Here is a 25,420-nt window from a genome sequence, read left to right on the forward strand (position 1 = left end):
GAGTCTAGATTGAGACAGCCCACAAGACCGCGATTCAAGCCAGTCGGGATTTTTTTCATTTTTCGTTTTTCTATCTTCGTTCTTTTGCTGCCTGGCCCCAAACTTCCGGCAAAGAGTGGGGTTGTTTGACACAATACCAATAGCTCCTCTCCCAACCTAAGCATGGCCCTAAGCATGGATTTCACCGCTGCCCTGCCCACGTTTTTTATCACCCTGCGCGAAGGGGTAGAAGCGGCCCTGGTCGTGGGCATTGTGCTGGCCTGCCTGGCCAAGGCTAACCGCCAAAGCCTCAATCCCTGGGCCTACGCTGGCATCGCCGCTGGCCTGGCTGGCAGCGTCACGCTCGGCATTGCGCTGGGGCTGGGGCTCCAGCAGATTCAGCAGGTGCTGCCCAGTCTGCAAACGGTGATCAAGCCGCTGTTGAATGTGCTGTTTGGGGCGATCGCCATCATCATGCTGAGCTGGATGCTGCTGTGGATGACCCGCCAATCCCGCAGCCTCAAGGGTGAAATTGAAGGCACGGTGCGATCGGCCCTCGACGAAGCCCAAACCGCCGGCTGGAGCGTCTTTAGCCTGGTCTGCATCGCCGTACTGCGCGAAGGGTTTGAAACCGTGCTGTTTATCTTCACCAACGTCGAAACCAGTGTGTCTGCCGTAGCGGGGGCTGCGGGTGGCTTACTTGGGGCCGTACTCATCGGCCTAGCCCTGTTTCGCTGGGGCCTGCGCATCAACCTCAAGCGATTCTTTCAGGTAATGGGGATACTGCTAATCCTCATCGTCGGCGGCCTGGTGGTTTCAGTCTTTAAGAATCTAGATGCCGCCCTAGCCGCCATTAGCCAAATTAACCCCGCCGCCGACCTCTGCTTTGCCCAAAGCTCCTGCATCCTCGGCCCGCTAGTTTGGGATGGCAGCAGTATTCTGAGCGATCGCCAATTCCCCGGCATTGTCTTCAAAACCCTGCTCGGCTACCGCGATCACCTATATTTACTCCAAATTGTCGCCTACCTGAGTTTTCTAGCCCTCGTCGGCAGCCGCTACTTCCGCAGCCTCAACCCCTCCCTCCCCACAACCACCCCATCCCCCACCCCCTAATCTCCCTCACCTCCCTTATCTTCCTCACTCCCCACACTTTTACTCCTCACTCCCCCACTCCCCACCCCTCCCCAAACCGCGATATACTCCTTCGAGCCATCCCCAACTAAGGACAATCCCCCATGGTCGCTGTCGCCATTCTTGCCGCCGGGCGCGGCACCCGCATGAAATCGAGCCTGCCCAAGGTGCTGCACTCGGTGGGGGGCAAATCGATGGTCGAGCGCGTGCTGGATGGGCTGGCCGACCTCAACCCCAGCCACACCATCATCGTCGTTGGCTTTGGCCAAGACCAGGTGAAAGCGGCCCTGGCCCACATCCCCGGCCTCACCTTTGTAGAGCAGACCGAACAGCTCGGCACCGGCCACGCCGTGCAGCAGGTGATTCCCCACCTGGAGGGGTTTGATGGCGATCTGCTGGTGCTCAACGGCGATGTGCCGCTGCTGCGGCCCGAAACCATTCAAACCCTGGTCAAAACCCACCAGGACAAGGGCAATGCCGCCACCCTACTCACGGCCCAGTTCACCGACCCGACCGGCTACGGGCGGGTGTTTTGCACCGAGCAAAACCTGATCACCGAAATCGTCGAGCACCGCGACTGTAGCCCCGCCCAGCGCCAAAATCCGCGCATCAATGCTGGGGTCTACTGCTTTAACTGGGCCAAGCTGATGACGGTGCTGCCCCACCTCAGCGCCGACAACGACCAGCAGGAGTACTACCTTACCGACGTGGTCAAAGACCTGACCCCGGCCATGGCGGTCGATGTGGCAGACTGCCAGGAGATTTTTGGCATCAACAGCCGCAAGCAGCTGGCCGAGGCCTATGCCATTCTGCAAGACCGCATTAAAGACTACTGGATGGCGGCGGGAGTCACGCTGATCGACCCCGACAGTACCACCATCGACACCACCGTACAGATCGAACCCGATGTGGTGATCGAGCCTCAGACCCATCTGCGGGGCAAAACCGTAGTGGGCACCGGCAGCCGCATCGGCCCCGGCAGCCTGATCGAAAACAGCCAGATTGGGGCCTACGCCACCGTAGCTTTTTCGGTGGTGAGTGACAGCACCGTGGGCAATGGTACGCGGGTTGGCCCCTACGCCCACCTGCGGGGCGAAGCGGTGGTGGGCGACAACTGCCGCATCGGCAACTTTGTGGAAATTAAGAAATCGACCCTGGGGGCGGGCACCAATGTGGCCCACCTGTCGTACCTGGGCGACGCCACCCTGGGCAATAAGGTAAATGTGGGGGCGGGGACGATTACAGCGAACTACGACGGCTATAAAAAGCACCCGACTGTGATTGGCGATCGCACCAAAACCGGCAGCAACAGCGTGCTCGTTGCTCCCGTCACCATCGGCAGCGACGTCACCATCGCCGCTGGGTCAGTGGTACGCAAGGATGCTCCCGACAACTGCCTGGTTGTCTCCCGGGCCCCTCAAAAAAATCACGAAGGGTGGCAGCCAAAACATCTGCGAGACGATCAGGCGAAAGACTGACACCACATTCGAGTCACACAAACCCCGATTTCTAAAAGGCCGAGCTCTAAGCTCGACTTTATCCAAATGCTAGAACCCTTACACGGCAATGGCTCTGGCAGGCCGGATTTTCTCTAGACTTTTCAGTATGTCAGTCAAACATGGCATGTCTGAAAAAGTTTGGCTCTCCGACTGCGATCCAGGCACCGCCGAAAATGGCTCCAATTTCAAATGGATAAAGTCGAGCTAAGAGGATGTTTGAAAAGTCCTCTTTCTTGTAGCAGAAGTGAGGATCCCCCTAAATCCCCCTTAAAAAGGGGGACTTTCAACCCCCCTTTTTAAGGGGGGCAGGGGGGATCAGCAGGTGACTAAAGCTACAGCAACTCACTTTTCAAACGCCCTCTAAGGGCGAACCGCATTCGCCCTTAGAGCTCGGCGAAAAATTGAAAACCCTTGTTCCAAGGCACAAGCGGTTATTCAAAGCAGTCTTCTAGACCCCAGCATTCTCTAGCAGCGGCAGCATGTCAGCCCAAGCTAAGCCCCGATGCAGGTATTGGGGGGCAGCGGGATTGTAGGGGCCAACCATGATGTCAATGGCTTCAATTTCGGCATTTTCAGGCAGCACGGGCACTTCAGGGTCGGCGGCGGTAGGGTGCATCAAAGAGCTGGAAAATCCGCGAAAAATCAGCACTTCGTCGGCTTTGCCATCGATGATCGCCTGCACCAGCAGCACCACTTGGGGCAGCTTTAGGGTGTATTGTTCTAGCCGAAAACCGGGGGTCATAGCGAGTTAATTGATCGCCTGGCGGCCCTGCTTGCCCAGGCGCACAAACACAAACCAGGCCAGGCAGGCCATATAAAGAACCAGGCCCAAAATGCCAAAGAATCCTAAGAAGCCGTTGGTGTAGCCCGCGTGAAAATACTCTTTATAGAGCAAGGGCGGCTCTAGCCAGGTCTGGCAGTCGGCAGCGCCAAAGCGGGCGTTGGAAAAAGCGCAGGGCAAAAAGCCCAGCAAAATCGCCCCACCAATGATGTTGTAGAGGGTGATGGCCCAGCGCCAGGCGCTAAACAGCAGCTTAAGCAGCGAATCGGGCTGCTCGCGGATCTCTTCGTTGAGGTCTACCCAAAACCAGAGCCCCACCGGAATCAGAATGCGCGCCATCAGCCCCGACAAAAAACTGATGTTGAAGCCGCCGATCATTAGATAGACGGTGATCATTAGCAAGCTGGCCACCTTCCAATAGATGGTGAGCAGATGCTGAATGGATTCATTTTTTTGCACAAAGGCCCAAATCAGCAGCACCAGGGGCAAAAAAACGGTGAATAAAACCGCCAGTCGATAGTCTGTCCAGACTAGGGCGCGCAGCAGCGAGGGGTCTAACATAGGGGCGCAGTAGCGATACAGTCGAGCAAGCTAGCAACCACACCTGAAATGGGTATGGGGTAAACCTCAGGCTGGCGTGAACATATTTTCGGCCAAGAATTTCTGAGGGTAAACATAGCAGCTAGCTGGTTTAGCAGTCTGCCAAACCAGCTTATAGAGTAGCATTTGCCCCGACCCCGTTCTCTAGTGAAGGTGGAACTCATGCCCACAAGCCTCGACTATTTGAGAGTCTGTTCAGGAACCGGCCGTTTCATCCACATCCAGAGGTGAATGAGTCCAGCGGTTAAGCCCAGCAGAGCCACGACGATCGACCAAGGGATTTCCCCTTGCAGCTGCCTATCAACAAAACTACCGAGAACATATCCACCCAAGGGCAGCACCAGAACCGACAGCGAAACCCGAGTCAGAAAAGCAAGCAAGCTGCTGTCTTGAGCCCTAACTGACAGGCCAGAAGCGTTGGGGTTGCGGGCAGGGTATTTCATAGTGAAGCAAAGCTAGGTTTAGGGACTAGTTCCAGGTGCGATTGCCATCTTCATCAACGCGGGCCTGGCGAATAACATCGGAGATTTCCTCCGCATCCTTGATGTGGTGTAGAGCTTTTTGTTCTCCATCAGTGTCATCGACGACAAAGTAGGTGGGGACAACGATGCGATCGCCCGTAATGTCAGCCGTATCGACGGCTACCTGCTTAGACTTCTCTTCGAGGGTCTTTTCGCCGTCAACATAGTCGCCTGGGTTGAGCACTAGGTCGTTTTCCTTCATAGCCCTTTTCATTTCCGCCCGTTGCTCAGGGGAAACTTCTTCGGGGGTCAGGGGCTGGCTAATCGGCTGACGCTCTTCAGAATTTTGTTGAGCAGCCATAGGGTTCACCTCTTAATTGCGTTTGAGTGACCTCAGCCTATCTTTCCTAGCTGGGTGGCTACATCGCTCAAAGGGGTCAAAATAGATCTCTCGTTGTAGCTATTTCTGCACGACGGCCAGGGAGTGGCCCCTATCTTCTAGCTCAGTGATTCCAGCGGGTTCGGGTACGCGCAGCATCAGTAGAGCAGCCAGGCCCAGCAAACTGCCTCCCAAGGCCAGAGCCCAGAGGCGATTGTTGTGCAGCAGGGTGGTCATCACCCAGCCAAAGCCCAGAGACATGGCAATCTGGGGCAGGGTGACAAAGCCATTGAAAAGCCCCATATAGACCCCACTCTGGCCGTCCTCGATCGCATCCATGAGCAGCGAGTAGGGGATAGCTAAAATGCTGGCCCAGGCAATGCCCACCCCCACCATCGACAGCAAAATCGGGTAGCGGCTGTGCATCAACAGCAGTGATACCAGGCCCACAGAGCCCGCCAGCAGACAGCAGGCATGCAGAGTCACTCGGCCCCAGCGCCGACTCAGGGCTGGAATGGCCCACGAAACTCCTAGACAAACCAGGTTGTAAAAGGCGATGCAGAGGCCGGCCCACTCTATCCCGTGGACATAGTCGGGCGATTGGCGGTTGGGAGCCCCCAAAACGTTGAGGGCGATCGCATTGGGCAGGTAGAGAAAAATGCAGTAGATGCCCGCCCAGCTAAGAGCCTGCACCAGAGCCAACTGCCGCATGATCGGCGGCAGCGCTGCCATCGCCTGGGCGATCGCCCCCAGCAGCGATGGGCGATCGCCCATCGCCAGATCAGCCGTCGCTCTCTCCTGAATGGCCGGTTCATTCACCGTCCAGAAAGTTGCCAACGTGCCGAGCAGACAGAGCACCGCCCCGGCCCAGTACGCCCCCTTAATCACCGCTGGAATGCCGATCTCAGCGGCGGGCTCTAGCTGAAATAAATGCTCAAGCAGCCAGGGCAACCCCGCCGCGCAGATGGTGCCCAGGCCAATGCAAAATCCCTGCAAAGCGTAGCCTAGAGTGCGGTGGGGCTGAGCTAGCAGGTCACCCACAAAGGGGCGACTGGGGGCAACACTGATGTTCAAAGCCAGCTGCAAAACCCAGTAGAAGGCCACCGCCTGGGCTAAATCGGTGGATAGCGGCAGCGCCAGCAGCATGACCGCCCCCAGCAGCGCCCCACCGAGGAAGTAGGGCTGCCGCTGGCCCCAGCGGCTCACGGTGCGATCGCTGAGTTCACCCACAATTGGCTGGGCCAGCAGCCCCATCACTGGTGCCCCCAGCCACAGCAGCGGCAGCTGGCTGGCCTCGGCACCCAGGCTTTCAAACACAGCGCTGGCGTGGGCCGTTTGCAGACCGTTGCCGATCTGCACCCCCCAAAAGCCTAAGTTCATTGTGACTAGCAGACGTAGACTGGGGGGTTCAGAAACCATGGCGATCACGCGGTAGTTAGGCCAAACCTCGTTCATCCTGCGGGGGAAAGCCCCCGGCCACATCTTTCACAGGACGCATTTTGCCCAATTTAAAGACCTGGCTATAGCCCTATGCCAGCCACCGAACCGCCATCGACCCGGTAGTTGGCCCCCACCACAAAGCTCGATTGCTGAGAGCAGAGAAAGGCAATTACCGCCGCCACCTCTGCGGCTTTACCCCGGCGCTTGAGCTCCAGGTGGGGCCGCTCCTCATCGAGAAAGGTGGCGATCGCCTGGTCAACCGTAGTGCCCGTTTTCTCGGCTCGCTGATCCATCATGGCGTCGGTCATTGGAGTGGCAATAAAGGCTGGGGCCACAGAATTCACCAGCACGCCATCTTGGGCGTAGGCCTTAGACAGATTCTTGGCAAAGTTCAACACTCCGGCCTTAGACGCGCAGTAGGGCATTTCGTCCACATAGGGCTGCACCGCATCTTCAGAGGCCACCAGCACTACTCGTCCCCAGCCCGCCTCACGCATCGCTGGAATAAACGTGCGACACACCCGCACAGCGCCCATTAGGTTAATGTCGAGCGCCTGTTGCCAGGCGTCATCGTCAATCTCTAAAAAGTCGCCGGTAGCCCCGGTAATGCCCGCACAGTTGACCAAAATATCGACCTGGCCAAACCGGTTTAAAATTTCCTCCTGGGCGGCTTTGACATCGGCTAAGCTGCGCAGATCGGCCTGTACCGCCAGGGCTTCACCAATGGCGCTCACCTCGTCTACCGTGCTCTGAAGCTGGGTGGTGGTTTTGTCCACCAGGGCAACTTTTACCCCTTCATCGGCCAACAGCTTAGCGGTAGCGCGACCAATCCCCGAGTCTCCACCCGTGATTACAGCCACCTTATCTTTAATACCAAGCTCCATTAAAAATCTCCCTAATCTTTTCTCGATAATCTGTCTGAGTTTTACAATTTTTAACCGAACAGACCCATCTACCAATTAATAGAATTTAGGTCGCTGCTCAGCACAACCTAGGGTATAGAAACCCAAGACCTTAAGCCCCTTGAGGTCTACCAAGTCAACCTGTTTAATCCGAAATCCGATTTGATAAACCCCGATTCATAATCAGGAACCCCGTAGGGGCGTAGCATGCTACACCCCTACAAATTGGGGGTATTCATGCGGAATTTGGTACAAGTCAAAATTGAGTCAAAAATTCTAATACTAAAAAAGAGGGAACAGTGTTAGTGCTCCCTCGATCAGCGTTTTAAAAATTGTCAGTCAAGATAGCTGAAAACTAGTCAACGGCTTTCTTAACTTGATCTTTGACATCTTCTTTGGCGTGCTGTGCTTTAGCTTCGCCCTGCTTGGCTTTGCCTTCCATTTCATCGGAGGTATTGCCCGTCACTTTACCAGCAACTTCTTGAGCTTTGCCTTCGACATTCTTACCAGTAGCTTCAGCCCGATCTTGAATACCCATGGGTTATTTTCTCCGTATCGTCTAATTCTTCTTCAGTCTAGGAACAGGGCTTATAGGCACCATCCGTCAAGAGGAACAGTTTGGGCTCACTGGGTTGTTCCTGCTGCCGTTCTAACCGAGGTCGAGGCCGCCGGAAGAAGCTATCTATGGACGGAGGCCATTTGACCCAAGACGCGCTACTTTGGCGCACGGTGGCCAAAACTCTTCAAGCGCTGAGGCGATCGCCCCCTAGCGGCGTCCCCATCACAGCTGTACCTTGAGGCCTGCAAAATTATCCCCCTAAAGAATTAGGCAGTGGGATAGATGTTTTATTGAGACTAATAGAGTTCTATGTAGGCCTAGAGGCTGTACTGATCGTCCTGAGATGTCTAGAGTTGCGACTCAGATTTTTTCATTATTTAAGTTTATTTGTGTGGTTCCAGCCTGGCACTGTGCCCTGGGTCTTGCGCCCTGGGGAGGTCAGAGTAGTTGTCAAACTCTGATTCTCACCCGCAGTTTTTGGCAAGCCAGACTAAATTTTCCATATTCCCACAACCATTGTTAGGAATGGGCAGATCAAGCGGCATCGAGACAGTTGCAATTCTCAAAGGAACAGTATCGTGATTGAGCACATCGGATTGAGCATAGTAAGTGGCCTTCTGGCCCAGGTAGTGTCTCCAGAAACTACCACCCCCATTACCACCCCTGAGGATGCTGCCCTGATTTTTTCTGGGCCGCAGTTTTTCATCGCCCTGCTTTCGGGCATCATTTTGGCCTTTGGCTTTCATCTTTTATTGACGAACCTGTCGGTCGCCGCTGGTCTTACCTACGTTGGCCAATCCTCTTCAAGCAGCGACAGCAGCTCTGGCGGCGGCGGCGGTAGGAAAATTGGCACCGCCTTTGGCGTTTGGACCATGGTAACGGTGAGTTTGGCCCTGTTTTGCGCCTGCTTTCTGGCCGTCAAACTCAGTCTCTACAGCAGCGCCCTACTGGGAGCCATCACCGGCCTAGTAGTGTGGGGTTTTTACTTTTGCCTGCTGTTTTGGTTCAGCTCCACTACCGTGGGTTCGCTGATCGGGTCGGTGGTCAAAACCGCCACCTCTAGTTTTCAGTCGCTGATGGGGGCCGCTACCGGGGCCATGGGTGCCAAAATGGCCAGCAACCAGCTGGTTGGGACCGCCGAAGCCACCGCCGCCGCCGTGCGTCGCGAACTTACCGCCGGGTGGTCAGGGAAAGACATCAAAGACTCTTTACAGGAATACGTTACCTCCCTCGCCTCCCCTGCGCTGGATATTGAAGGGCTGGAGGCCGAGTTTGAGCGCTTGCTCCGCGACTCTGACCTGACCTCGATCGCCGATCGCGACACCCTGTCTCAGCTCAACCGCGACAGCTTCGAGAAGCTGGTCAGCAGCCGCACCGACCTCTCTCGCAAAGAAGCCAGCCGCATTGCCGATCGCCTCTACGGCACCTGGAGCAAAGCCCTGAGCAAAGCCTCCGGTGGCAACGCGCTGGGTGAACTGGTTGACTACCTCAAGTCGGCCCACCCCGAAGAATTGGTCGCCGAATCCCTCGGCAGTCGCCTAGACGAGTTTCTGGCCGAATTCCGTCAGCAGCGCAAGAGCAAGGAATCTAGCCCGCTCAATCAGGGTCTGAGCACCTTGATGGGCATAGTTATGGGTCGCGCTGACCTCTCCGACCTAGATGTGCAGAAAATCTCTGGTCGCCTGAAGCAGGTTCAGCAAGAGCTGACTAGCCAGGTCGATACTATTGCCAGCCAGGTGAGCGACAACGATCGCTACAGCATTGTCAAAGCCGACGTCGAAACCTACCTGCTCAATGCCTATCCTTGGCAGCTCACCACCCAGCGCATGCAGAAGGAGTTTTGGGATGTTATCTACGACCCCTTTGCCGACCCAGGGCTGATGCGCCAGGAGCTGATGAATCTGGATCGGTCATTTTTCGCCGATCTGCTGGCTTCGCGAGGGCTGCTCACCCAGGGCGAAATTGCCAACGTTTCGCGCCAGCTCGAAGCGGTGCGCTGTCAAGCCCTGGGCGAAGTCTCGGAGCGCTACCGCATCGAAGCTGCCAAGGATGTTCAGGCCAAGGTCTACACCTTTTTGCGGCAAACCCCTCGCGAAGAGCTGCTGTCTGACTTGGGCACCAACGCCTTTCGCAGTCTGCTCGAAGACCCCTACGCCGACGCGGATGACCTGCAAGAGCGCTTTACCCCCTTTGGCTACGACGCCTTTGTCCAGACCCTCAGCACCCGTGGCGATATGAGCGAGGCCGAGGTGCAGTCTGTGGCCAACCGCCTAGAGGGCGTGATGAACACCGTGCAGGCCGATGCCGCTGGGCTCCAGTCCTCCGCCAAGGCGCGGGTCGACAACCAGTGGCTGGGGCTACAGCACTACCTGCAAAACACCCACAAAGCCGAGCTTAACCCCGAGGGCATTAAGGCCGATATTGCCACCCTGCTCAACGAGCCCGACGCCGGGGTGCATCGCCTGCGCCAGCGACTGGCCCAGTTCGATCGCGACACTCTGGTACAGTTGCTCAACCAGCGCCAGGATCTCTCCGAGGCTGAGATCAACCGCACCCTCGACCAGGTAGAGTCAACCTGGTACAAGACCGTCAACGCGCCCGCTGCGCTGACCGCCCAGGCCAAGGCTAAGTACGACGCAGCCACTAGCGCCATTGAGCGCTACCTGCTTGAAACCGGCAAGCCGGAGCTTAACCCCGAGGGCATTAAGCGCGACCTAGAGCTGCTGGTAAACCAGCCCCAGGCCGGGGTGGGAGCGATTCGCGATCGCCTGTCCGCCATGGATCGCGATACCCTAGTGCAGCTGCTCAGTCAGCGCGATGACCTCAGCGAAGCCGAAGCCAACCAGGTTATTGACGACATGCTGGGCACGATTCGCGACGTTCTGCACATGCCCCAGCGCCTGGCCCGGCGAGCTCAGGCCCAGGTCGTCTCCTTTGAGACCGCGCTGGAAGACTATCTGCGCAACACCGATAAAGCGGCCCTCAACCCCGATGGCATTAAGCGCGATCTAAAACTGCTGCTCAATGACCCCCGCCTAGGGGCCGAGCGCTTGCAAACCCGTCTGTCCCTCATCGATCGCGATACCGTTGTGGCCCTGCTGGCCCAGCGCCCTGACATGACCCAGGCCGAAGCTGAGGCCGCCGTCGATCAGGTACTGTCGGTGCGCGATCAGGTTGTGACTCAGATTCGCAATGTGCAGGCGCGGATTACCTCAGTTGTGCGCGGCATTTTGGCCCGAGTTCGCACCTATCTCGACTCCCTAGGTCGCCCCGAGCTCAACTACTACGGCATTCGCCGCGACTTGCAGCAGCTGATGGATGACCCCCAAGCCGGCTTTGAGTCTCTCAAGGTGCGCCTCGGACAGGTCGATCGCGGTACGCTAGTGGCGCTTATGAGCTCCGTTGATGCGATCTCAGAAACCGATGCCAACCGCATCATCGACCAGATCGAGGATGTTCGCACCGGTGCCCTGAGCAAAGCCGAGCAGCTCGAACATGCGGTTGAAAGCCGTCTGGCCGAGATCAAGCATCAGGCCTACCAGCAGGTGGAAGACACCCGCAAAACCGCCGCCGCCGCCGCCTGGTGGATCTTTGCTACCGCTACGATTTCGGCGATTAGTGCCGCCGTTGCTGGCGGCCTGGCCGTCGTCGTGAGCTAAGGCACAGCAAATTGATAACTAAAAGGGCGATCGCGTTGGTAGCGCGATCGCCCTTTTTATTGCCTCAGTTTCCCTGGTTGACTAACAAAACTCCTGAAACCCTTGTCCTGCGGTTTTGTTGGGTTAGCGTTACCGTAACCCAACAAAACCGTTGCTGGTGTTGGGTTTCGCTTCGCTCAACGCCAACCTACATAAGAGCTTTTGTCAGTCAATCAGGGCTCGGCTACATCAGTGCCCCTACAGTTCTTCTAGCCAGCCAGGACTCTACCCAAAAAGGAGCCCCTGGCACGTGCCAGGGGCTCCTTTTTGGGTAGGGTAACTTATCTACCAGCTCAGCCTAAATAATCGTATCGTCGGGAATTAAGGCTCCGCGCAGAACGACAACAATACCGCTGCGAATATAGAAGCCATCCTCTTCTCGATCAGCCTCCTCAACGCGGTCTTTATTGAGGATTTTTACATTACAGCCAATGCGAGCATTCTTATCGATAATAGCGTGCTGGATAGTGGTGTTAGCCCCTATGCCGAGGGGGATTTTGACCGTATCACAGCTGCCACGCCGTTCAACGTTGGCCTGATAGTAATCGGCCCCCATAATCAGGCTGTCTTCAATCGTGCAGCCCGATTCAATGCGAGAGCGAATGCCAATAACAGAGTTGGTAATGCGGCACTCTTTGAGTATGCAGCCCTCGCTAACCATCGAATCAGTGACTTCGCATTTGAGGTGCTTGGTGGGGGGTAGATAGCGGGCGCGGGTGTAGATAGGGGCCGACTCATCGTAAAAACTAAACAGCGGGTCAGGCTGTTTGACCAAAGCCAAATTGGCGTTAAAAAACGACTCGATCGTACCAATGTCTTCCCAATAATCGTTAAAGAGATAGGCCTGCACATTGTAGTCTTTGGCCGAGTTTGGAATGATCTCTTTACCGAAATCTGGAGATTCAGGCTGTTGTTTGAGCAGATCAATCAACACATCCCGCTTAAACAAATAAATGCCCATAGAGGCAATATACGGTTTCTCTTTGGCCTCCTCTGCGGAGAGCCCCAGGGTGGTGGTGTCAACCTGCATCTGCTTGAGCGCATCACCTTTAGGCTTTTCGCTAAAATCGATGATGCGTCCCGAATCGTCAATTTTCATCAACCCAAAGCTGGAGGCGCGATCGTCATCAACCGGCAGCACCGATAGGGTAATATCGGCATTGGTGCGCCGATGATGCTCTACAAAATCGCGGTAGTCCATGCGATACAGATGGTCGCCCGACAAGATTAAATACTCGTCTATATCCATATCTTCAAAGCGCCATAGATACTGCCGCACTGCGTCGGCAGTACCCTGAAACCAGTCTAGGTTTTCTGGGGTTTGCTGGGCGGCTAGTACTTCTACAAAGCCCTGCTGAAAGCCTGAAAAGCTATAGGCTCTAGAAATATGAGCGTTGAGCGAAGCCGAGTTGAACTGCGTGAGCACGTAGATCTGTGAGATGCCTGAGTTGATGCAGTTGCTAATGGGAATATCAATCAGCCGGTGCTTACCCCCTAGGGGTACCGCTGGCTTAGCCCGAGTCTTAGTGAGGGGATAGAGGCGGGTTCCAGCACCGCCGCCCAACACAATACCTAATACTTTATTCACAACATCTCCTTAATCAACGCGCGATCGCCATGATAACTAACTACCCAACTCACTCGCCAAAGGGCGATCGCCCTTTGGTAACTTTTCTTAGGGTCTAGTATTACTCTGTCAAAGGCATACACCTAAGGGCAGAATTGCTGCGCAAGAGCCGTTTAATTTTCGCCGTGAAATAAAGACTGGCATAGATTAGCTGCCAGTTTTACAGGGATTTTTCTACAGCTACTTACCAGAGCGAGGGCCGGTTCGGCTGTTATGGGCTGATGAACAGAGCCACCAGGATTTCTCTCTATAGATAGTCATGTTTGCGTCACTGTGTAGATGGCGGCATCTAGATAGCGGCATAAGCTGAGGCCAGATAAATCAACACTATGGTTGTCTGTCCTATCCTATCGAGAGAAAAGAGTACCCATGTCTTATACCAATGAACCCGGTGCCTACCGAGATGAGCCCGGTACCTACGGCACCAATCCCGGCCAGCGCGTCGTAGAAACCACAGCCCCCGTGGCCGTAGCGGGCTACCATGACCTGGTGCGCTGGGGGCCAATCTTTGCGGGGCTGGTCGTGGCGATCGCCGCCCAACTTGTACTCACTGGACTCGGTGCTGCTGTTGGTCTCACCAGCCTAGCTGGCTCCGATGCCGCTCAAAACAACGCTGGCGGCGTCGGTACAGCCGTCGGTATCTGGTCAATCATCAGTCTGCTGATCGCGCTGTTTTTGGGGGGCTGGGTCACCGCCCGCGCCTGCGGCCCCATGAACCGCAAAACTGCCCTGCTCAACGGCGCTATTTTGTGGGCTACCACCCTGGCTGTTAGCGCCTGGCTGCTGTCTAGCGGCGTAGCCGGAGCCTTTGGCTTAGTCGCTCAGGGGGCCGATGCCGTCATTAACCAGGTGCCCGTCGATGCATGGCCCAATGCGGCCCAAAATCCAAATGTGACCCAAGATCAAGCCCAAAACATTGCCGGCAATGCCGCTAAGGTGGGTTGGTCATTTTCGCTGGGGTCTTTGCTAGGTTTAGTGGCTGCACTAGGTGGATCTGCCGCTGGCGCGCGCAGTCCCCGCACCCACAGCGTCGCTCCTCGCTAACCCCACGACTCAGTCGTCATCAATTGTTATCAACACAGTGAACACTTATTTTAGGTAGGCTTATGCCTACCTTTTTTATGGTCCAATCTGTGCCTGAAGTTCGAGGTAGGTAGAATGGCTTATCCCTTAGACTAGCCATACTACATACTTTATTTAGTCCCCTGCTGTGTGCACCCCATCTGATTTTCGCATTCTCGTCGTAGACGACATAGAAGATAATTTGTTTTTGTTGAGAACGGTTTTAGAAACAGAAGGCTACGAAGTTGAAACCGCTGGCAACGGTGGCTCGGCTCTGGCCAAGGTCGAAAACGCGCCCCCCGACCTAATTTTGATGGATGTGATGATGCCTGATATGAACGGCTATGAAGTCACCCAAAAAATTCGGCAAAACCCCACTCTGCCACCGATGCCGATTTTGATTGTTACGGCCTACGACACCCTTCAATTCAGTCAGGGTCTAGCCCTAGAGCCCAGCAATTTTATTCGTAAACCCATTGAGTTTGATCAGCTCCTCACCAAGGTTGCAGCGCTGCTCAAGACCAGTCATCACCATTAGGCTCCCCTAGCTACAGCTATAGCATCGCAGTTTTTGGCCTTGTCATTTTTCGAATTCTGAAGTCTCTGGCCCGCGCTCTGGGGCTACTCGGCAACCAGGGTGGCGATCGCATCCACTAGCTCTGCTGGCTCAAAGGGCTTACTCAGATGGCGCTGAAACCCTGCCGCTAGAGCCTGCTGCTGGTCAATATCACTGGCATAGGCGGTTAGGGCCATGGCTTTGCAGCGCTGGCCCCGCTGGGCGAGTTCTGCCTGCACCTGCTGCACCAGCATGTAACCATCCATTTCAGGCATGGCTATGTCGCTAATGAGAATATCTAGCCCCAGGTCGGGCAGCTGCCGCAGCGCCTCCGCCGCCGAGGTCACTGCCGTAACGGTTGCCCCAGACTGCTCTAGCACAAATACCAGCAGCTCACGGGCATCGGCTTCATCTTCAACCACCAGAATGCGGACTCCCGCCAGGGTGTCGGCTCGGCTCAACAAGCTAGAGGGGTAGGCCAGGTCAGGGGCACTTTCTGGCGGCTCGTCCAGAGAGCGCTGAAGCGGTAACCGCACGGTAAACGTAGCGCCCTGGTTATCGCCGGGGCTAGCCACGGTAACGGTGCCACCGTGAAGCTCCACTAGCTGCCGGGCGATCGCTAGCCCTAGCCCCAGCCCACCAAACTGGCGCGTCGTCTTGCTGTCGGCCTGACGAAAGCGCTCAAAAATGTAGGGCAGGATCTCCGGGGCAATGCCCTTGCCGGTGTCAGTCACCGTTAGCTGGGCCTGGGCTAGGTGCCCTCCGGTGGCCGAGGTGACCGCCGGGGACGTGGCTGGGGCGCTGGTCTCCAGACAAATCTCGACTCGACCGCCCTCAGGGGTAAACTTCACCGCGTTGGCCAGCAGGTTCCACACCACCTGCTGGAGCCGACCGGCATCCCCCATCACCGGGGGGACGGCGGGGTCAAACCGGGTACGAATCTCAATTCCCTTGGCCTCTGCCGCCAGCCGCACGGTTTCCATGGCGGCTTCGACAGTGGCCTGAAGCTGCACAGGGGCTGCCTCCAGGCTGAGCTTGCCCTGCAAAATGCGGGAGACATCGAGCAGGTCGGCAATCAGCTGGGTTTGCAGCTTGGCATTGCGCTCGATGGTTTGCAGCCCTCGCATTAGGGTAGTGGCATCGGGCTGCCGCTTTTGCAGCAGCTGTGACCAGCCCAAAATGGGGTTGAGGGGCGACCTCAGCTCGTGGGAGAGCACCGCCAAAAACTCGTCTTTGATGCGGTTAGCCGCCTCGGCCTCGCTGCGCGCAGTCTGCTCGGCCTGGTAGAGGCGGGCGTTGTCAACGGCGATCGCCACCTGATGGGCGATATTCTCAGCCAGGGCCAAATCGTTGGCGGCGTAGCGGCGGTCGGTTTCGGCCATCACAAAGGCAATTGCCCCCAGGGTCTGTCCCCGAGCAATCAGCGGAGCCACGATACAAGACTTGAGCCCCAGCTCCCGCAGCAGGCGCAGGTGCTCGGCGTCGTGGGCCACCGCCTCCAGGGCCGCTGGCGGAATCTCGGCCACCAGTTCGGTTTGGCCCTGGCGCAAAATCTTGGCCACCCCCGACGGGGCATTTAGCGGCTGGGGATAGCGCTGCTGAATCTGCCAGCCCAGATCTACCTTGGCCGGGTCGCAGTGGGCGATCGCGACCCGCTCAATACTCTGCCCAGCGCCTGGGGTTGAGTGCAATAAGTCGATCGCACACCAGTCGGCAAAAAATGGTACCACCCGATCGGCGACCCGCTTCAGAGTATCGGTGTGGTTGAGCAGCGAGGCCAGGATGGTACTGATATCGACCAGCAGAGCTGAGCGAAACTGACCGGCCTCGGCGTCGAGCCGGGCCGCCTGCTCGCGAATTAGCTGTGCTCGCTCGGCTTCGGCCAGCTTGCGATCGGTGATATTTGAAAACGAGGCCACCACGGCAAAGGGCGTGGGGTCGTTGGGGTGAAACAGTGGCCGGGTGTTAATCGAAATCCAGGTGAAGCTGCCATCGGGCTTGTGGACACCCATCACCACGTTAGACTGCGGCTCGCCGGTACGCAGGGTAATCATCGCCGGATGCTGTGCGCCGACAAAGGGCGAGCCATCTTCGTAGGTCGCGGCCCAGCGGGGGTCAAAGGAGCTGCGCCCCATCATCTGCTCAGCGGTTAGACCCAATATTTCCTCGGCGCTGGCGTTGCAGGTAAAAATGCTGCCGTCGGCATGCTGGAGCACAATGCCTTCTGCCACCGTTTCAATCACCGAGCGATAGCGTTCTTCCGATGCCTGGAGGGTAGCTGCGGACTGGTGCCGCTCGGTAATGTCGGTAATCGACGTAATCACATTGGTGATGTGGCCATCGGCATCGAACAGCGGCGAAGCGTTAATACACAGAATGGTGCGGGTGCCATCGGCATGGGTCATCGCATATTCAACACCGTGAATCGGTTCTTTACGGCGCATCACCTGGGCAAAGGGCAGGTCTTCGGTGGCAAAGGGTTGTCCATCCACCGTGGTAATGGCCCACGATAGATCGTCGTAGGCGCGATCGGCCAGGTCGCTGCGAGTCAGCTTAAAAATCTCTTCTGCGGTTGAATTGGCGGTGACGAGCTGGCCCTGGGCGTCAAAAATAATCATGCCGTTGGGCACCGTCTCAAAAATGCTAGATAGCTGGGCTTCACTATCGCGCAGGGCATTTTCGACCTGCTTGCGTTCGGTAATGTCGTGCATGACGACCACGGCACCCCGATTACTGCCGTCTCCCGTTGCGATCGCCTGGCCGCTGGTCAGCACGGTTCGAGCCTTGTCTTGCTTCGGGGCAATGACCATCTCAGCATCGACCACCCGTTCGCCCTGGAGGGCACGAAATAGGGGAATCGCCTCTTTGGCCAGGGGCGTTTTGCCGTCGGGATGGTAGAGGTCGTAGTGGTCGGCCCACCGGTCGGGGGGTAGCGGTGCTTCCGGCAGGCCGTGAAAGTCGCGTGCGGCCTGGTTAAACAGGCTTAAAATGCCCGCTTCATCGCAGGCGACAATGCCCGCCTGCACGTTTTCGAACAGCACCCGCAGCAGTTCCTGCTCTTTTTCTAGGGCAATCTCAGCCTGCCGTCGTTCTTCAATCTCTAGCTGCATCTGGTAATTAGTTTGAGAAAGCTCGGCGGTGCGCTGGGCTACGAGCTGTTCTAGGTCTTGCTGCACCTGGAGGCGTGCGGCGTCGGTGCGCTGGCGATCGAGCTCGGTGGCAATGCGCAGGGCAAAAATCGGCAGCAGCGCTTTGATCAGCTGAATGTTTTTCCAGGGTTTGCCATCCATCACCCCCAGCAGCCCGAGGGGATTGCCCTGGGGGTCAAAAAAGGGAATCGCCGCGTAGCTGTCAATCCCCAGGGGGCTCAGCAGCGGCGCCTGCGGAAACTGCTCCCTAACACCACCGGGATAGCAGCACAGTTCGCGCTTGAGCAGCACCTGATGGCAGGGAGTATGGCTCAGCAGATACTCAAAGTTTTCGATAGGCTGCCCCTGGGCGCAGACCGCAATGGTTTGGATGGTGTCTTGCCGATCGCCCTTGACCAGACCAATGTAGGTGTAGTCAACCCCTAGGGTCTCGGTAAGATGCAGCACCAGAGCCGGGAAAAAGGCATCTCCCGTTTGGGTGGCCACCCCCTTGGTAACCGCCAGCAGGGCCGCATCAATGGCCTCTACCCGGTGGGCCGCCAAGCGCAGGTCGAGTTCGTCGATCACCATGGCGGCTAGGTCTGCCAGCATCGCCTGCTGGTCGGGGCCAAAATCGTCTCGGGGCTTGGTATCCAGTAAGCAGAGAGTGCCCAAGACAAAGCCGTCTTGATTGCGTAATGGGGCCCCAGCATAAAAGCGCAGCCCCGGCTCAGTCTGCACCAGAGGGTTATCGACAAATCGACTGTCGCGGCGCGCCTCGGGGACAACCAATACGCCATCAGACAGCAGGGCATGGCTGCAAAACGTGCTGTGCCGCTGAACTTCTTGCCCCTCAAACCCGTAGCACGATTTAAACCAGGCCCGAGACTCATCGACCAGCGAAACCAGGGCCATGGGCACGTCAAATACCCGTGCGGCCAGGGTAGTGATGCGATCGAACCCGACTTCGGGGGGCGTATCTAAAATTTCGTAGCGCCGCAGGGCTTCTAACCGTCCCGCTTCGTTGTTGGGTAGGGGAGCTGGGGGCATTAGCGGTTCAGAGCAGGTATCGCGAAGGATGGATTACGCCGCTTAAGCGCGTTTTTGCAGGGCCAATGAAAGGTTGCGTTCTGGGCATAACCTACAGATCCTAGAATAGTTCACAGCGGATGGCCTCTCCCTTGGGGTAGACATTGAACCCGATCCAGTGAACCCCAAGTGGATTGGGGGCTCAAGGTTGTTGGGCCTAGATGTTTATTTCCCCAGCACTAGGGCGAATGTGGGCACTAATGGCCCATTTCGTTCCCCTAAATGCCTCGCGTTATCTTTCAAAACCCACAGCACCACATCATCAATCTGCCCCAGCCAGCCAATCAGCAGGGGCAAACATATCCTTTTCCTTAGGCAAGGATGGTCAATCATCCTTGCCTCTGAAGAACGATCTCGCACGGTGCGACCTTGGCAGAGATGAGGGTGTTCACGGGTGGTATGCCCACCGGGAATCATGCGCGGGCTACAGCGAACTAGAATCTAAACTGGCCGCCTCCTCAGGCGACTGAGGCAGGTGCAGGCCGCACTCCTGTTTAATCCCTCTGAAGCGGGTATCGCGCTCGTTGTCGTCGTCAGCGGTAATGGGACGGCTAGAATGCCAGTCGCCCACGGTCACGTAGCCCATGTCAAAGAGCGGATGGTAGGGCAGATCGTGGGTCACCAGGTAGTCGTACACATCCTTAGATGACCACTTTAGAATGGGCAGCAGCTTATAGCGCCCCCCCTGCTGGCCTACTCGCCCCAGCGACTTGCGGTGGTCGGTCTGGTCAGAGCGCAGCCCTGTCAGCCAGGCCGTAGCGTTGAGATCGCTTAGGGCCCGCTGCATGGGCTCTACCTTACGAATTCTGTCGTAGCGGTTGAGGGCTTCTACATCCTGCTGCTCCCACAGGCGACCGTGGAGAGCTTCCATGCGGGCCGGGCTGAGGGGCGACTGGTAGACCTTGAGATTGAGATCGAGCCGGGTAGAAAGTTCTTCGGCAAAGCGATAGGTCTCAACCGGCAGATAGCCCGTGTCAACCCAAATAACTGGAATTTTAGGCACCACTTGGGTTACCAGATGCAGCATCACAGCCGACTGAATGCCAAAGCTGGTGCTCAGCACTAGACCCTCGCCAAAGGTACTGTGGCCCCACTGCACCAGACTGCTGGCGTCAGCATCCCCCCACTCTCGGTTGATGGCGTCGAGGTCAAGAACGGGGGCAGCCTGCATCTTGCTGGGCAAGAGCGCGACATCTGACATGGGTTTACTCCTTCCGTTCAACAAAGCTGTAGCTCCAGTGCCACAATTCTGTGGTGATTGTGCTGTCAGCTAGGCCGCCAGCAGAGTTAATGAGGTTCAAGAATACAGAGTTCAATGCTACACCGTAGCTCTGCCCACTGGATTCGTCTCTGCCCTTAGCCATCCTTCGACATTAGCTGATCTATAGATCATAAACGAGGGGGGAATGGACATTTTTGTGGCCTTAGGGCGGTTTTCTGCGGAAAACCGCCCTAAGGGGATCCATTTAGTTAGCCTGGGCTGATGTCCTAGAGGTCAGCTGGACCAAAACTGGATTTGCCCCTAAAATCCAGCCTTAATTACCGTCAAACCCATCTCTGCAACCTGCCATGGCAACTCCCCCTTCCTACCCCCGCGACCTGGTGGGCTATGGCCGCACCCCGCCCCAGGCCCAGTGGCCCGGCAACGCCAAAATTGCGGTGCAGTTTGTGATCAATTACGAAGAGGGGGGCGAAAACTGCATTCTCCACGGCGATGCGGCCTCGGAAGCGTTTCTATCTGAAAGTGTGGGAGCCGCGCCGCTGACCGGGGTGCGCAACATGAATATGGAGTCGATGTACGAGTATGGCAGTCGGGCTGGGTTTTGGCGGCTGCACCGGCTGTTTACGGGGCGCAGACTACCGTTGACCGTGTACGCCGTAGCCATGGCGATGGCCCGTAACCCCGAAGCTGTGGCGGCCATGACCGAGGCCGACTGGGAGATCGCCAGCCACGGCTACCGCTGGATTGACTACCAGTACTTTGGCATTGAGGCCGAACGCGAGCACATTCGTAAGGCGGTGGAAATTCACACTCAGGTGGCGGGTAGCCGACCCCTGGGCTTTTACCAGGGCCGCAACAGCCCCAACACCCGCGCCCTAGTAGTCGAAGAGGGCGGCTTTCTCTACGACGCCGACAGCTACGCCGACGACCTGCCCTACTGGAGCACCGAGTACGGGAAGCCCCATCTAGTGATTCCCTACACCCTTGACAACAACGACATGCGCTTTGCCACCTACGCGGGCTTTAACTCGGGGGATCAGTTCTTTGCCTATCTGCGCGACGCCTTTGACACCCTCTATGCCGAGGGCGACGAGTGCCCCAAAATGATGAGCATTGGCCTACACTGCCGCCTGGCGGGCAAGCCGGGGCGCACGGCGGCGCTGGCGAAGTTTTTGGACTATGTGCAGGGGCGCGATCGCGTCTGGATCTGCCGCCGCGTTGACATCGCCCGCCACTGGCACGAGCACCACAAACCTGCTTAACCCAGAACCGTGTAATCGTTCTAGAAATTGCAGGTTACGAGATTTGCCGTCTTTTATGGCTACCGAGATTTCAGCACCCCACCAAAGCTAGAGCCCACAATTCGAGGCTGCCCGTCCTGCATTTGCACCGTAAACGATCGCTGCTCTCGCTGGGTAGAGCCATCGGGGTAGACGTAGGTGTTCTCGCCCACAAACTCAATGCTGTCGGCGGTCTGCCCCGTCACCCGCAGATTCTCGACCGAAACGCGATCGAACTGGGCAAAAAAGCCGGGGTCAAACTGTTGCGCTAGGGGGCCGCTAAACTGCGATCGCGCTGCATCCCAAGCTTGATTTGAGACATGGTTATACAGAGTCGCCACCGTTGCCTGAGCTGCCTCGGGCGTTAGCTCGCTAGTTTCTGGTGCTGGCGCGGTAGTATCTTCAGGCTCTACAACCGCCTCTGGCGCATCGTCTAACTCTGGCTCAGGGGCAGCGGGTTCTACTGGCTCGGCCTCAGCCGATTCGGCAGCGGCAGTCTCTTCGGGTTCAGGTTCAACAACGACAGGCTCAGCGTCAGTGGGGGCCTCAACGGCGGGAGACTCAGCCATCACCGGAGTTTCGTCTTCTGGGGTAGACGAGGCTGAGCGCCAGGCTTGCCAGCCGAGTAAAGCTGCGATCGCCACCACAGACGCCGCCAACGCCCCCGCCGCTAGGGGCACCCAGCTTGCCGACGATGGCTCTCGCCGTCGCCGCACCGGCACCTGGGCCGCCGGTGCTTGAGCTGCTGCTGTCAGCTGAGTGCGTTCTCGCCGCCGCCCGACCGCCACCGTTGCGGCAGTGGTGCGAGGGGCCTGCCCGTGGGGCACGGGCGCAGACGGCACATACCGATTCAACGCCGGGGGCAACTTCCTCAGGGCCGCCAGCGCCTCGATAGCGGTGGTATAGCGGGTGCGGAAGTCGTAGCGCACCATCATTTCCAGCACATCCAGCAGGGCAGGATTGGCCTGGGGCGAGTAGCGCTGCCACTCCAGCTCGCCGCTATGGGGATCGGGGTGCAGCTCGGTCGGCGGGTAGCCGGTCAGGGCCTGAATACCCAAAATGCCGACGGCATAGATATCGCTGCTGAATTGGGGTCGCCCGGCCACCTGTTCGCTGGGCATATATCCCTGGGTGCCGATGGAAATGGTGTGGCTGAGGCCAGATCGCAGAGCAGTGGCCTGGGCGCTCACCTGCTTGACAGCGCCAAAGTCGATCAGTACGATGCGGCGATCGCTGGCCCGGCGGATTAAATTCGAGGGTTTGATATCGCGGTGGATCACCCCGTGGGAATGCACAAAGGCCAAAATCCCCAGCAGATCGCCGAGAAACGCCACAACCTGGGCCTCAGTCCAGGGGGTACCTAACTCCTCCGCCAGGGAGTGACCTTCGATCAGCTCCTGGGCCAGGTAAAATTCTTGTCCCTCCTCAAAGTGGGCCAGCAGCCCCGGAATTTGCGGGTGTGCCCCCAGCTTGTAGAGAGTCTGGGCCTCAGTGTCAAATAGCCGTCGCGCCGTTTGTAGCTCTTCGGGAGTGGTCACCTGGGGCTTGAGCTGCTTCACCACGCACAGTGGATGCCCTGGCAGGTGCAGGTCTTGGGCGCTAAAGGTTTGGCCAAAGCCCCCCGAACCCAGGGGCTGCACGAGCCGATAGCGGCCCCCCAGCGGTCTAGATTCTGGCGGCAGGTTGGGAAACGAAGCGGTCATAGCCATGGGCAAGCGACGGTTGAACTATTAGACGACAATCTAGCGGGTGCCGTTAACCCCACTAGGGTAACGCTCAGCCGCATAGAACTATAGCGATGGCCATAGATGCCGAGTTGGCCGACTTTAGGGTGACGCACTCTGCCGTCAGCAAGTTCCTAAGAGAATTCCCGAAGTTAGGCCTTGGCCAAAGAACAAACCAAAGTAGGGGCGCACGACTGAGCGCCCCTGCGGGGTTGGCGGGTATTCCAGGGTGAATCAGCACAGGTGCCCAATCACCAAGAGATTGGCAACAAATTTAGTTGCAGCAGCTGTGTTTGCTGGCTGAGGGGGGCACGTCGTTGGCCGGGTTTTGGTCAAAGAAATTCAGCGGCTTGAGCATAAAGCCAATGTAGGCAACGGGCATCACCGGCCAGTCTTCGGCGCGGGGTACGTGGCTGTGGGCAAAGGTGTGCCACACCACCAGGTCGGTGTTGGCCACGGGGCGATCGCCCTCCGTCCACTTGGGCAAACCCTCGCCACCGGGGCTCTGGTTGGGATAGTCTCCCGCTGGGAACATCTCATCGGGGCTGTAGGACGTGACCCACAGGTGCTTGCTCATGTAGGTGGCCCGTTTCATAACGCTGGCGTCGGGTCTGGCCAGGGGTAGGGTGTTTTCGCCGGGAATCAGCTTGTAGCCCGTAGGGTAGCCCATGGCGTTGGTCTCCGTCGGGTTCACAATTTTCCAGTAGCGGCCTTTCATCGGGTCGATCAGGCGCTGGGCCTCCAGCTCTGACGCCAGCAGGGTCGATTTGGCGTAGAAGGCGTTGCCGTAGGGATTGAGTTCATCGTCCTCCGGCTCAATATCCACTTCGTAGACGGAGTTGTGCAAACCATCCACGCACATGTCGAGGCGCACGTTAAAGATGTGCTGGTGTACCGGGGCGTAGAGCTGCGGGGCGACCAGAGTGCCATACTTGGGCACTTCGCCGGGGGGGAATGCCGCCGTGCTGATCATGCCCGTGAGCTTGACCTCGTACTGAATGTTGCCGTCTTGGTAAAAGTACCAGTAGAAGCCGTACTCGTAATTGCCCACGGTGGCGATGAAGGAGACGACTAGACGGCGCGACCTGCGCACCTCGGTCTCTTCCGTCCGCCAGTCCACATGCTTCCAGAGAATGCCAAAGTCTTCTTCGTGGAGACAGACGGCGTTTTTAATCTGGGCCACCTCGCCGCGCGAGTTAGTCATAAAGGCGTCGAAGTAGTAGATTTCGCCCAGGCAGTCGCAGCCCAGGGTCAACGAATTCGCCAGGGAGCCAATGCCGTATTCGCCCACGTCGAAGGCGTTTTTGCGGTAGTGGTGGGGCTGGGGGTCGCCGTAGGGCACCGTCATCTCCGCCAGCGAGGCGCGGTAGAGAATGGGACGCTCTTCGCCGCCATCGGTGTAGGTGACTGTGTAGAGCACCAGCCCCTCGCGAGGGGTGAAGCCGACGCGCATTTTCCACTTTTGCCAGCGGATTTCGTGGCCGCTGACGGAGAAGCTGGGGCCTTCGGGCTGGACGATTTCGAGCGGCTTGAGGTCGGTGCGGAAATTCTTGACGTATTCCTGGGAGTAGTTGGCCGACTGGGGCGGCAGGGGCACTACACCGTGGTCTTCGACCCGGATCACCTCCATCTTGTTGAGGTCAACGACGGGAATGACGCCTTCGATGGGGCGGGCGTAGCCGTTGTCGGTGGAGTTGGCCCGCACCCAGCAGAGGGCGCGGGAGAGGCGCACGCCTTCCTCATCCTCAAGGCCGTAGTGGCCCGCCGACCAGGGGTCAACCATCACCAGGCTGGGGTCGGTGATGCCGCGCTTGGCGATCGCCTCAATAAACTCCGGGCAGGCCTTAACTGCATTCTCACACTCGATAAATTCATCCAGCATGATCGGCGGCTGCACATTGGGAATGTGCTTCCAGGTAATCACAGTGCCTTCAGTGAGGGAGACGATCGCCTCGTAGGTCTGGGCCGTGGCATTGTCGAGAATGATGACAAAGGCTTCGCGGGCGATCGCATCTCCCGGCTTAAAGCCGAGCACCGTTTCCTTCGCCGGTTCATTCAGGGTGACGGTGGCAAAGCGGGTCGTCGCGCCCAGGGATTTCTCCTTGCGCAGAATGGCGACGGCGGCAGCGATTTCTTCGGGGGTTAGCGGTTCCAGGGGATGGGCAACGGCGATCGCGGTGGGTCGTTCTTGGGCAATAGTCATGGGATACGCTCCTGGGGGGTAGTTGAATGGATCCTGTAGGGTGGGCACTGCCCACCATTGGCCTGGGCTACAAACCGCTTAACTTCTGTGCATTGCGCTC

The 25,420-nt window shown here is 57.6% G+C and carries 18 protein-coding genes; 6 read left to right on the forward strand and 12 right to left on the reverse strand.

Annotated elements, in window-relative coordinates:
* Window positions 1-162 precede the first annotated feature (162 nt).
* On the forward strand, window positions 163-1,092 hold the full coding sequence (locus tag VB780_RS00435; protein ID WP_323349164.1) for an FTR1 family iron permease: 930 nt from the start codon (window positions 163-165) through the stop codon (window positions 1,090-1,092).
* Between the two features lie 122 nt (window positions 1,093-1,214).
* A complete protein-coding gene (gene glmU, locus VB780_RS00440; RefSeq protein WP_323349165.1) occupies window positions 1,215-2,588 on the forward strand; it encodes a bifunctional UDP-N-acetylglucosamine diphosphorylase/glucosamine-1-phosphate N-acetyltransferase GlmU in 1,374 nt (457 codons plus the stop codon).
* Between the two features lie 469 nt (window positions 2,589-3,057).
* Here glmU and VB780_RS00445 read toward each other — a convergent pair whose 3' ends face one another.
* The 7 genes from VB780_RS00445 to VB780_RS00475 form a co-directional block, all read right to left on the reverse strand.
* Complete coding sequence (locus tag VB780_RS00445; protein WP_323349166.1) at window positions 3,058-3,351, reverse strand: hypothetical protein; 294 nt, start codon at window positions 3,349-3,351, stop codon at window positions 3,058-3,060.
* A 6-nt stretch (window positions 3,352-3,357) separates the two neighbouring features.
* Window positions 3,358-3,951, reverse strand: a complete 594-nt coding sequence (locus VB780_RS00450; protein WP_323349167.1) for a DUF3177 family protein — start codon at window positions 3,949-3,951, stop codon at window positions 3,358-3,360.
* 218 nt (window positions 3,952-4,169) lie between these two features.
* Window positions 4,170-4,433 carry an AtpZ/AtpI family protein gene (locus VB780_RS00455; RefSeq protein WP_323349168.1) on the reverse strand — a complete coding sequence of 88 codons (264 nt, stop codon included), beginning with the start codon at window positions 4,431-4,433 and terminating at the stop codon, window positions 4,170-4,172.
* Window positions 4,434-4,458: 25 nt separating this feature from the next.
* Window positions 4,459-4,812 carry a hypothetical protein gene (locus VB780_RS00460; protein WP_323349169.1) on the reverse strand — a complete coding sequence of 118 codons (354 nt, stop codon included), beginning with the start codon at window positions 4,810-4,812 and terminating at the stop codon, window positions 4,459-4,461.
* Between the two features lie 99 nt (window positions 4,813-4,911).
* The gene (locus VB780_RS00465) at window positions 4,912-6,249 is read right to left on the reverse strand and encodes an MFS transporter (protein ID WP_323349170.1); all 1,338 of its coding nucleotides are present in this window, start codon (window positions 6,247-6,249) and stop codon (window positions 4,912-4,914) included.
* Window positions 6,250-6,350: 101 nt separating this feature from the next.
* Window positions 6,351-7,154, reverse strand: a complete 804-nt coding sequence (locus VB780_RS00470) for an SDR family oxidoreductase (RefSeq protein ID WP_323349171.1) — start codon at window positions 7,152-7,154, stop codon at window positions 6,351-6,353.
* 373 nt (window positions 7,155-7,527) lie between these two features.
* A complete protein-coding gene (locus VB780_RS00475) occupies window positions 7,528-7,710 on the reverse strand; it encodes a CsbD family protein (RefSeq protein WP_323349172.1) in 183 nt (60 codons plus the stop codon).
* A 599-nt stretch (window positions 7,711-8,309) separates the two neighbouring features.
* Between VB780_RS00475 and VB780_RS00480 the strand changes: the two genes are divergently transcribed.
* The gene (locus VB780_RS00480) at window positions 8,310-11,390 is read left to right on the forward strand and encodes a YrzE family protein (RefSeq protein WP_323349173.1); all 3,081 of its coding nucleotides are present in this window, start codon (window positions 8,310-8,312) and stop codon (window positions 11,388-11,390) included.
* Window positions 11,391-11,727: 337 nt separating this feature from the next.
* Here the strand turns inward: VB780_RS00480 and VB780_RS00485 are convergent, their stop codons facing one another.
* Entirely contained in the window at window positions 11,728-13,017 is a 1,290-nt protein-coding gene (locus VB780_RS00485) for a glucose-1-phosphate adenylyltransferase (protein WP_323349174.1), read from the reverse strand.
* A gap of 408 nt (window positions 13,018-13,425) precedes the next feature.
* Here VB780_RS00485 and VB780_RS00490 point away from each other — a divergent pair, with 408 nt between their 5' ends.
* Both VB780_RS00490 and VB780_RS00495 read left to right on the forward strand, forming a co-directional pair.
* Window positions 13,426-14,100: a hypothetical protein gene (locus VB780_RS00490; protein ID WP_323349175.1), complete on the forward strand. Its 675-nt coding sequence runs from the start codon at window positions 13,426-13,428 to the stop codon at window positions 14,098-14,100.
* Between the two features lie 166 nt (window positions 14,101-14,266).
* Window positions 14,267-14,656 carry a response regulator gene (locus VB780_RS00495; protein ID WP_323349176.1) on the forward strand — a complete coding sequence of 130 codons (390 nt, stop codon included), beginning with the start codon at window positions 14,267-14,269 and terminating at the stop codon, window positions 14,654-14,656.
* Between the two features lie 83 nt (window positions 14,657-14,739).
* On the opposite strand, the gene VB780_RS00500 is transcribed toward VB780_RS00495, so the two are convergent.
* Together VB780_RS00500 and VB780_RS00505 are read right to left on the reverse strand one after the other, a co-directional pair.
* A complete protein-coding gene (locus VB780_RS00500; protein ID WP_323349177.1) occupies window positions 14,740-18,852 on the reverse strand; it encodes a PAS domain S-box protein in 4,113 nt (1,370 codons plus the stop codon).
* Between the two features lie 463 nt (window positions 18,853-19,315).
* Window positions 19,316-20,092 carry a phosphoadenylyl-sulfate reductase gene (locus tag VB780_RS00505; protein ID WP_323349178.1) on the reverse strand — a complete coding sequence of 259 codons (777 nt, stop codon included), beginning with the start codon at window positions 20,090-20,092 and terminating at the stop codon, window positions 19,316-19,318.
* Between the two features lie 368 nt (window positions 20,093-20,460).
* Between VB780_RS00505 and puuE the strand changes: the two genes are divergently transcribed.
* Window positions 20,461-21,375 (forward strand): allantoinase PuuE, encoded by a 915-nt coding sequence (gene puuE / locus VB780_RS00510; protein ID WP_323349179.1) that lies wholly within the window; start codon window positions 20,461-20,463, stop codon window positions 21,373-21,375.
* Window positions 21,376-21,434: 59 nt separating this feature from the next.
* Here puuE and VB780_RS00515 read toward each other — a convergent pair whose 3' ends face one another.
* Together VB780_RS00515 and VB780_RS00520 are read right to left on the reverse strand one after the other, a co-directional pair.
* On the reverse strand, window positions 21,435-23,102 hold the full coding sequence (locus VB780_RS00515) for a protein kinase domain-containing protein (RefSeq protein WP_323349180.1): 1,668 nt from the start codon (window positions 23,100-23,102) through the stop codon (window positions 21,435-21,437).
* A 289-nt stretch (window positions 23,103-23,391) separates the two neighbouring features.
* On the reverse strand, window positions 23,392-25,320 hold the full coding sequence (locus VB780_RS00520) for a primary-amine oxidase (protein WP_323349181.1): 1,929 nt from the start codon (window positions 25,318-25,320) through the stop codon (window positions 23,392-23,394).
* Between the last annotated feature and the right edge of the window lie 100 nt (window positions 25,321-25,420).

It is taken from the genome of Leptolyngbya sp. CCNP1308 (assembly GCF_034932455.1).
Lineage (GTDB): Bacteria > Cyanobacteriota > Cyanobacteriia > Phormidesmidales > Phormidesmidaceae > Nodosilinea.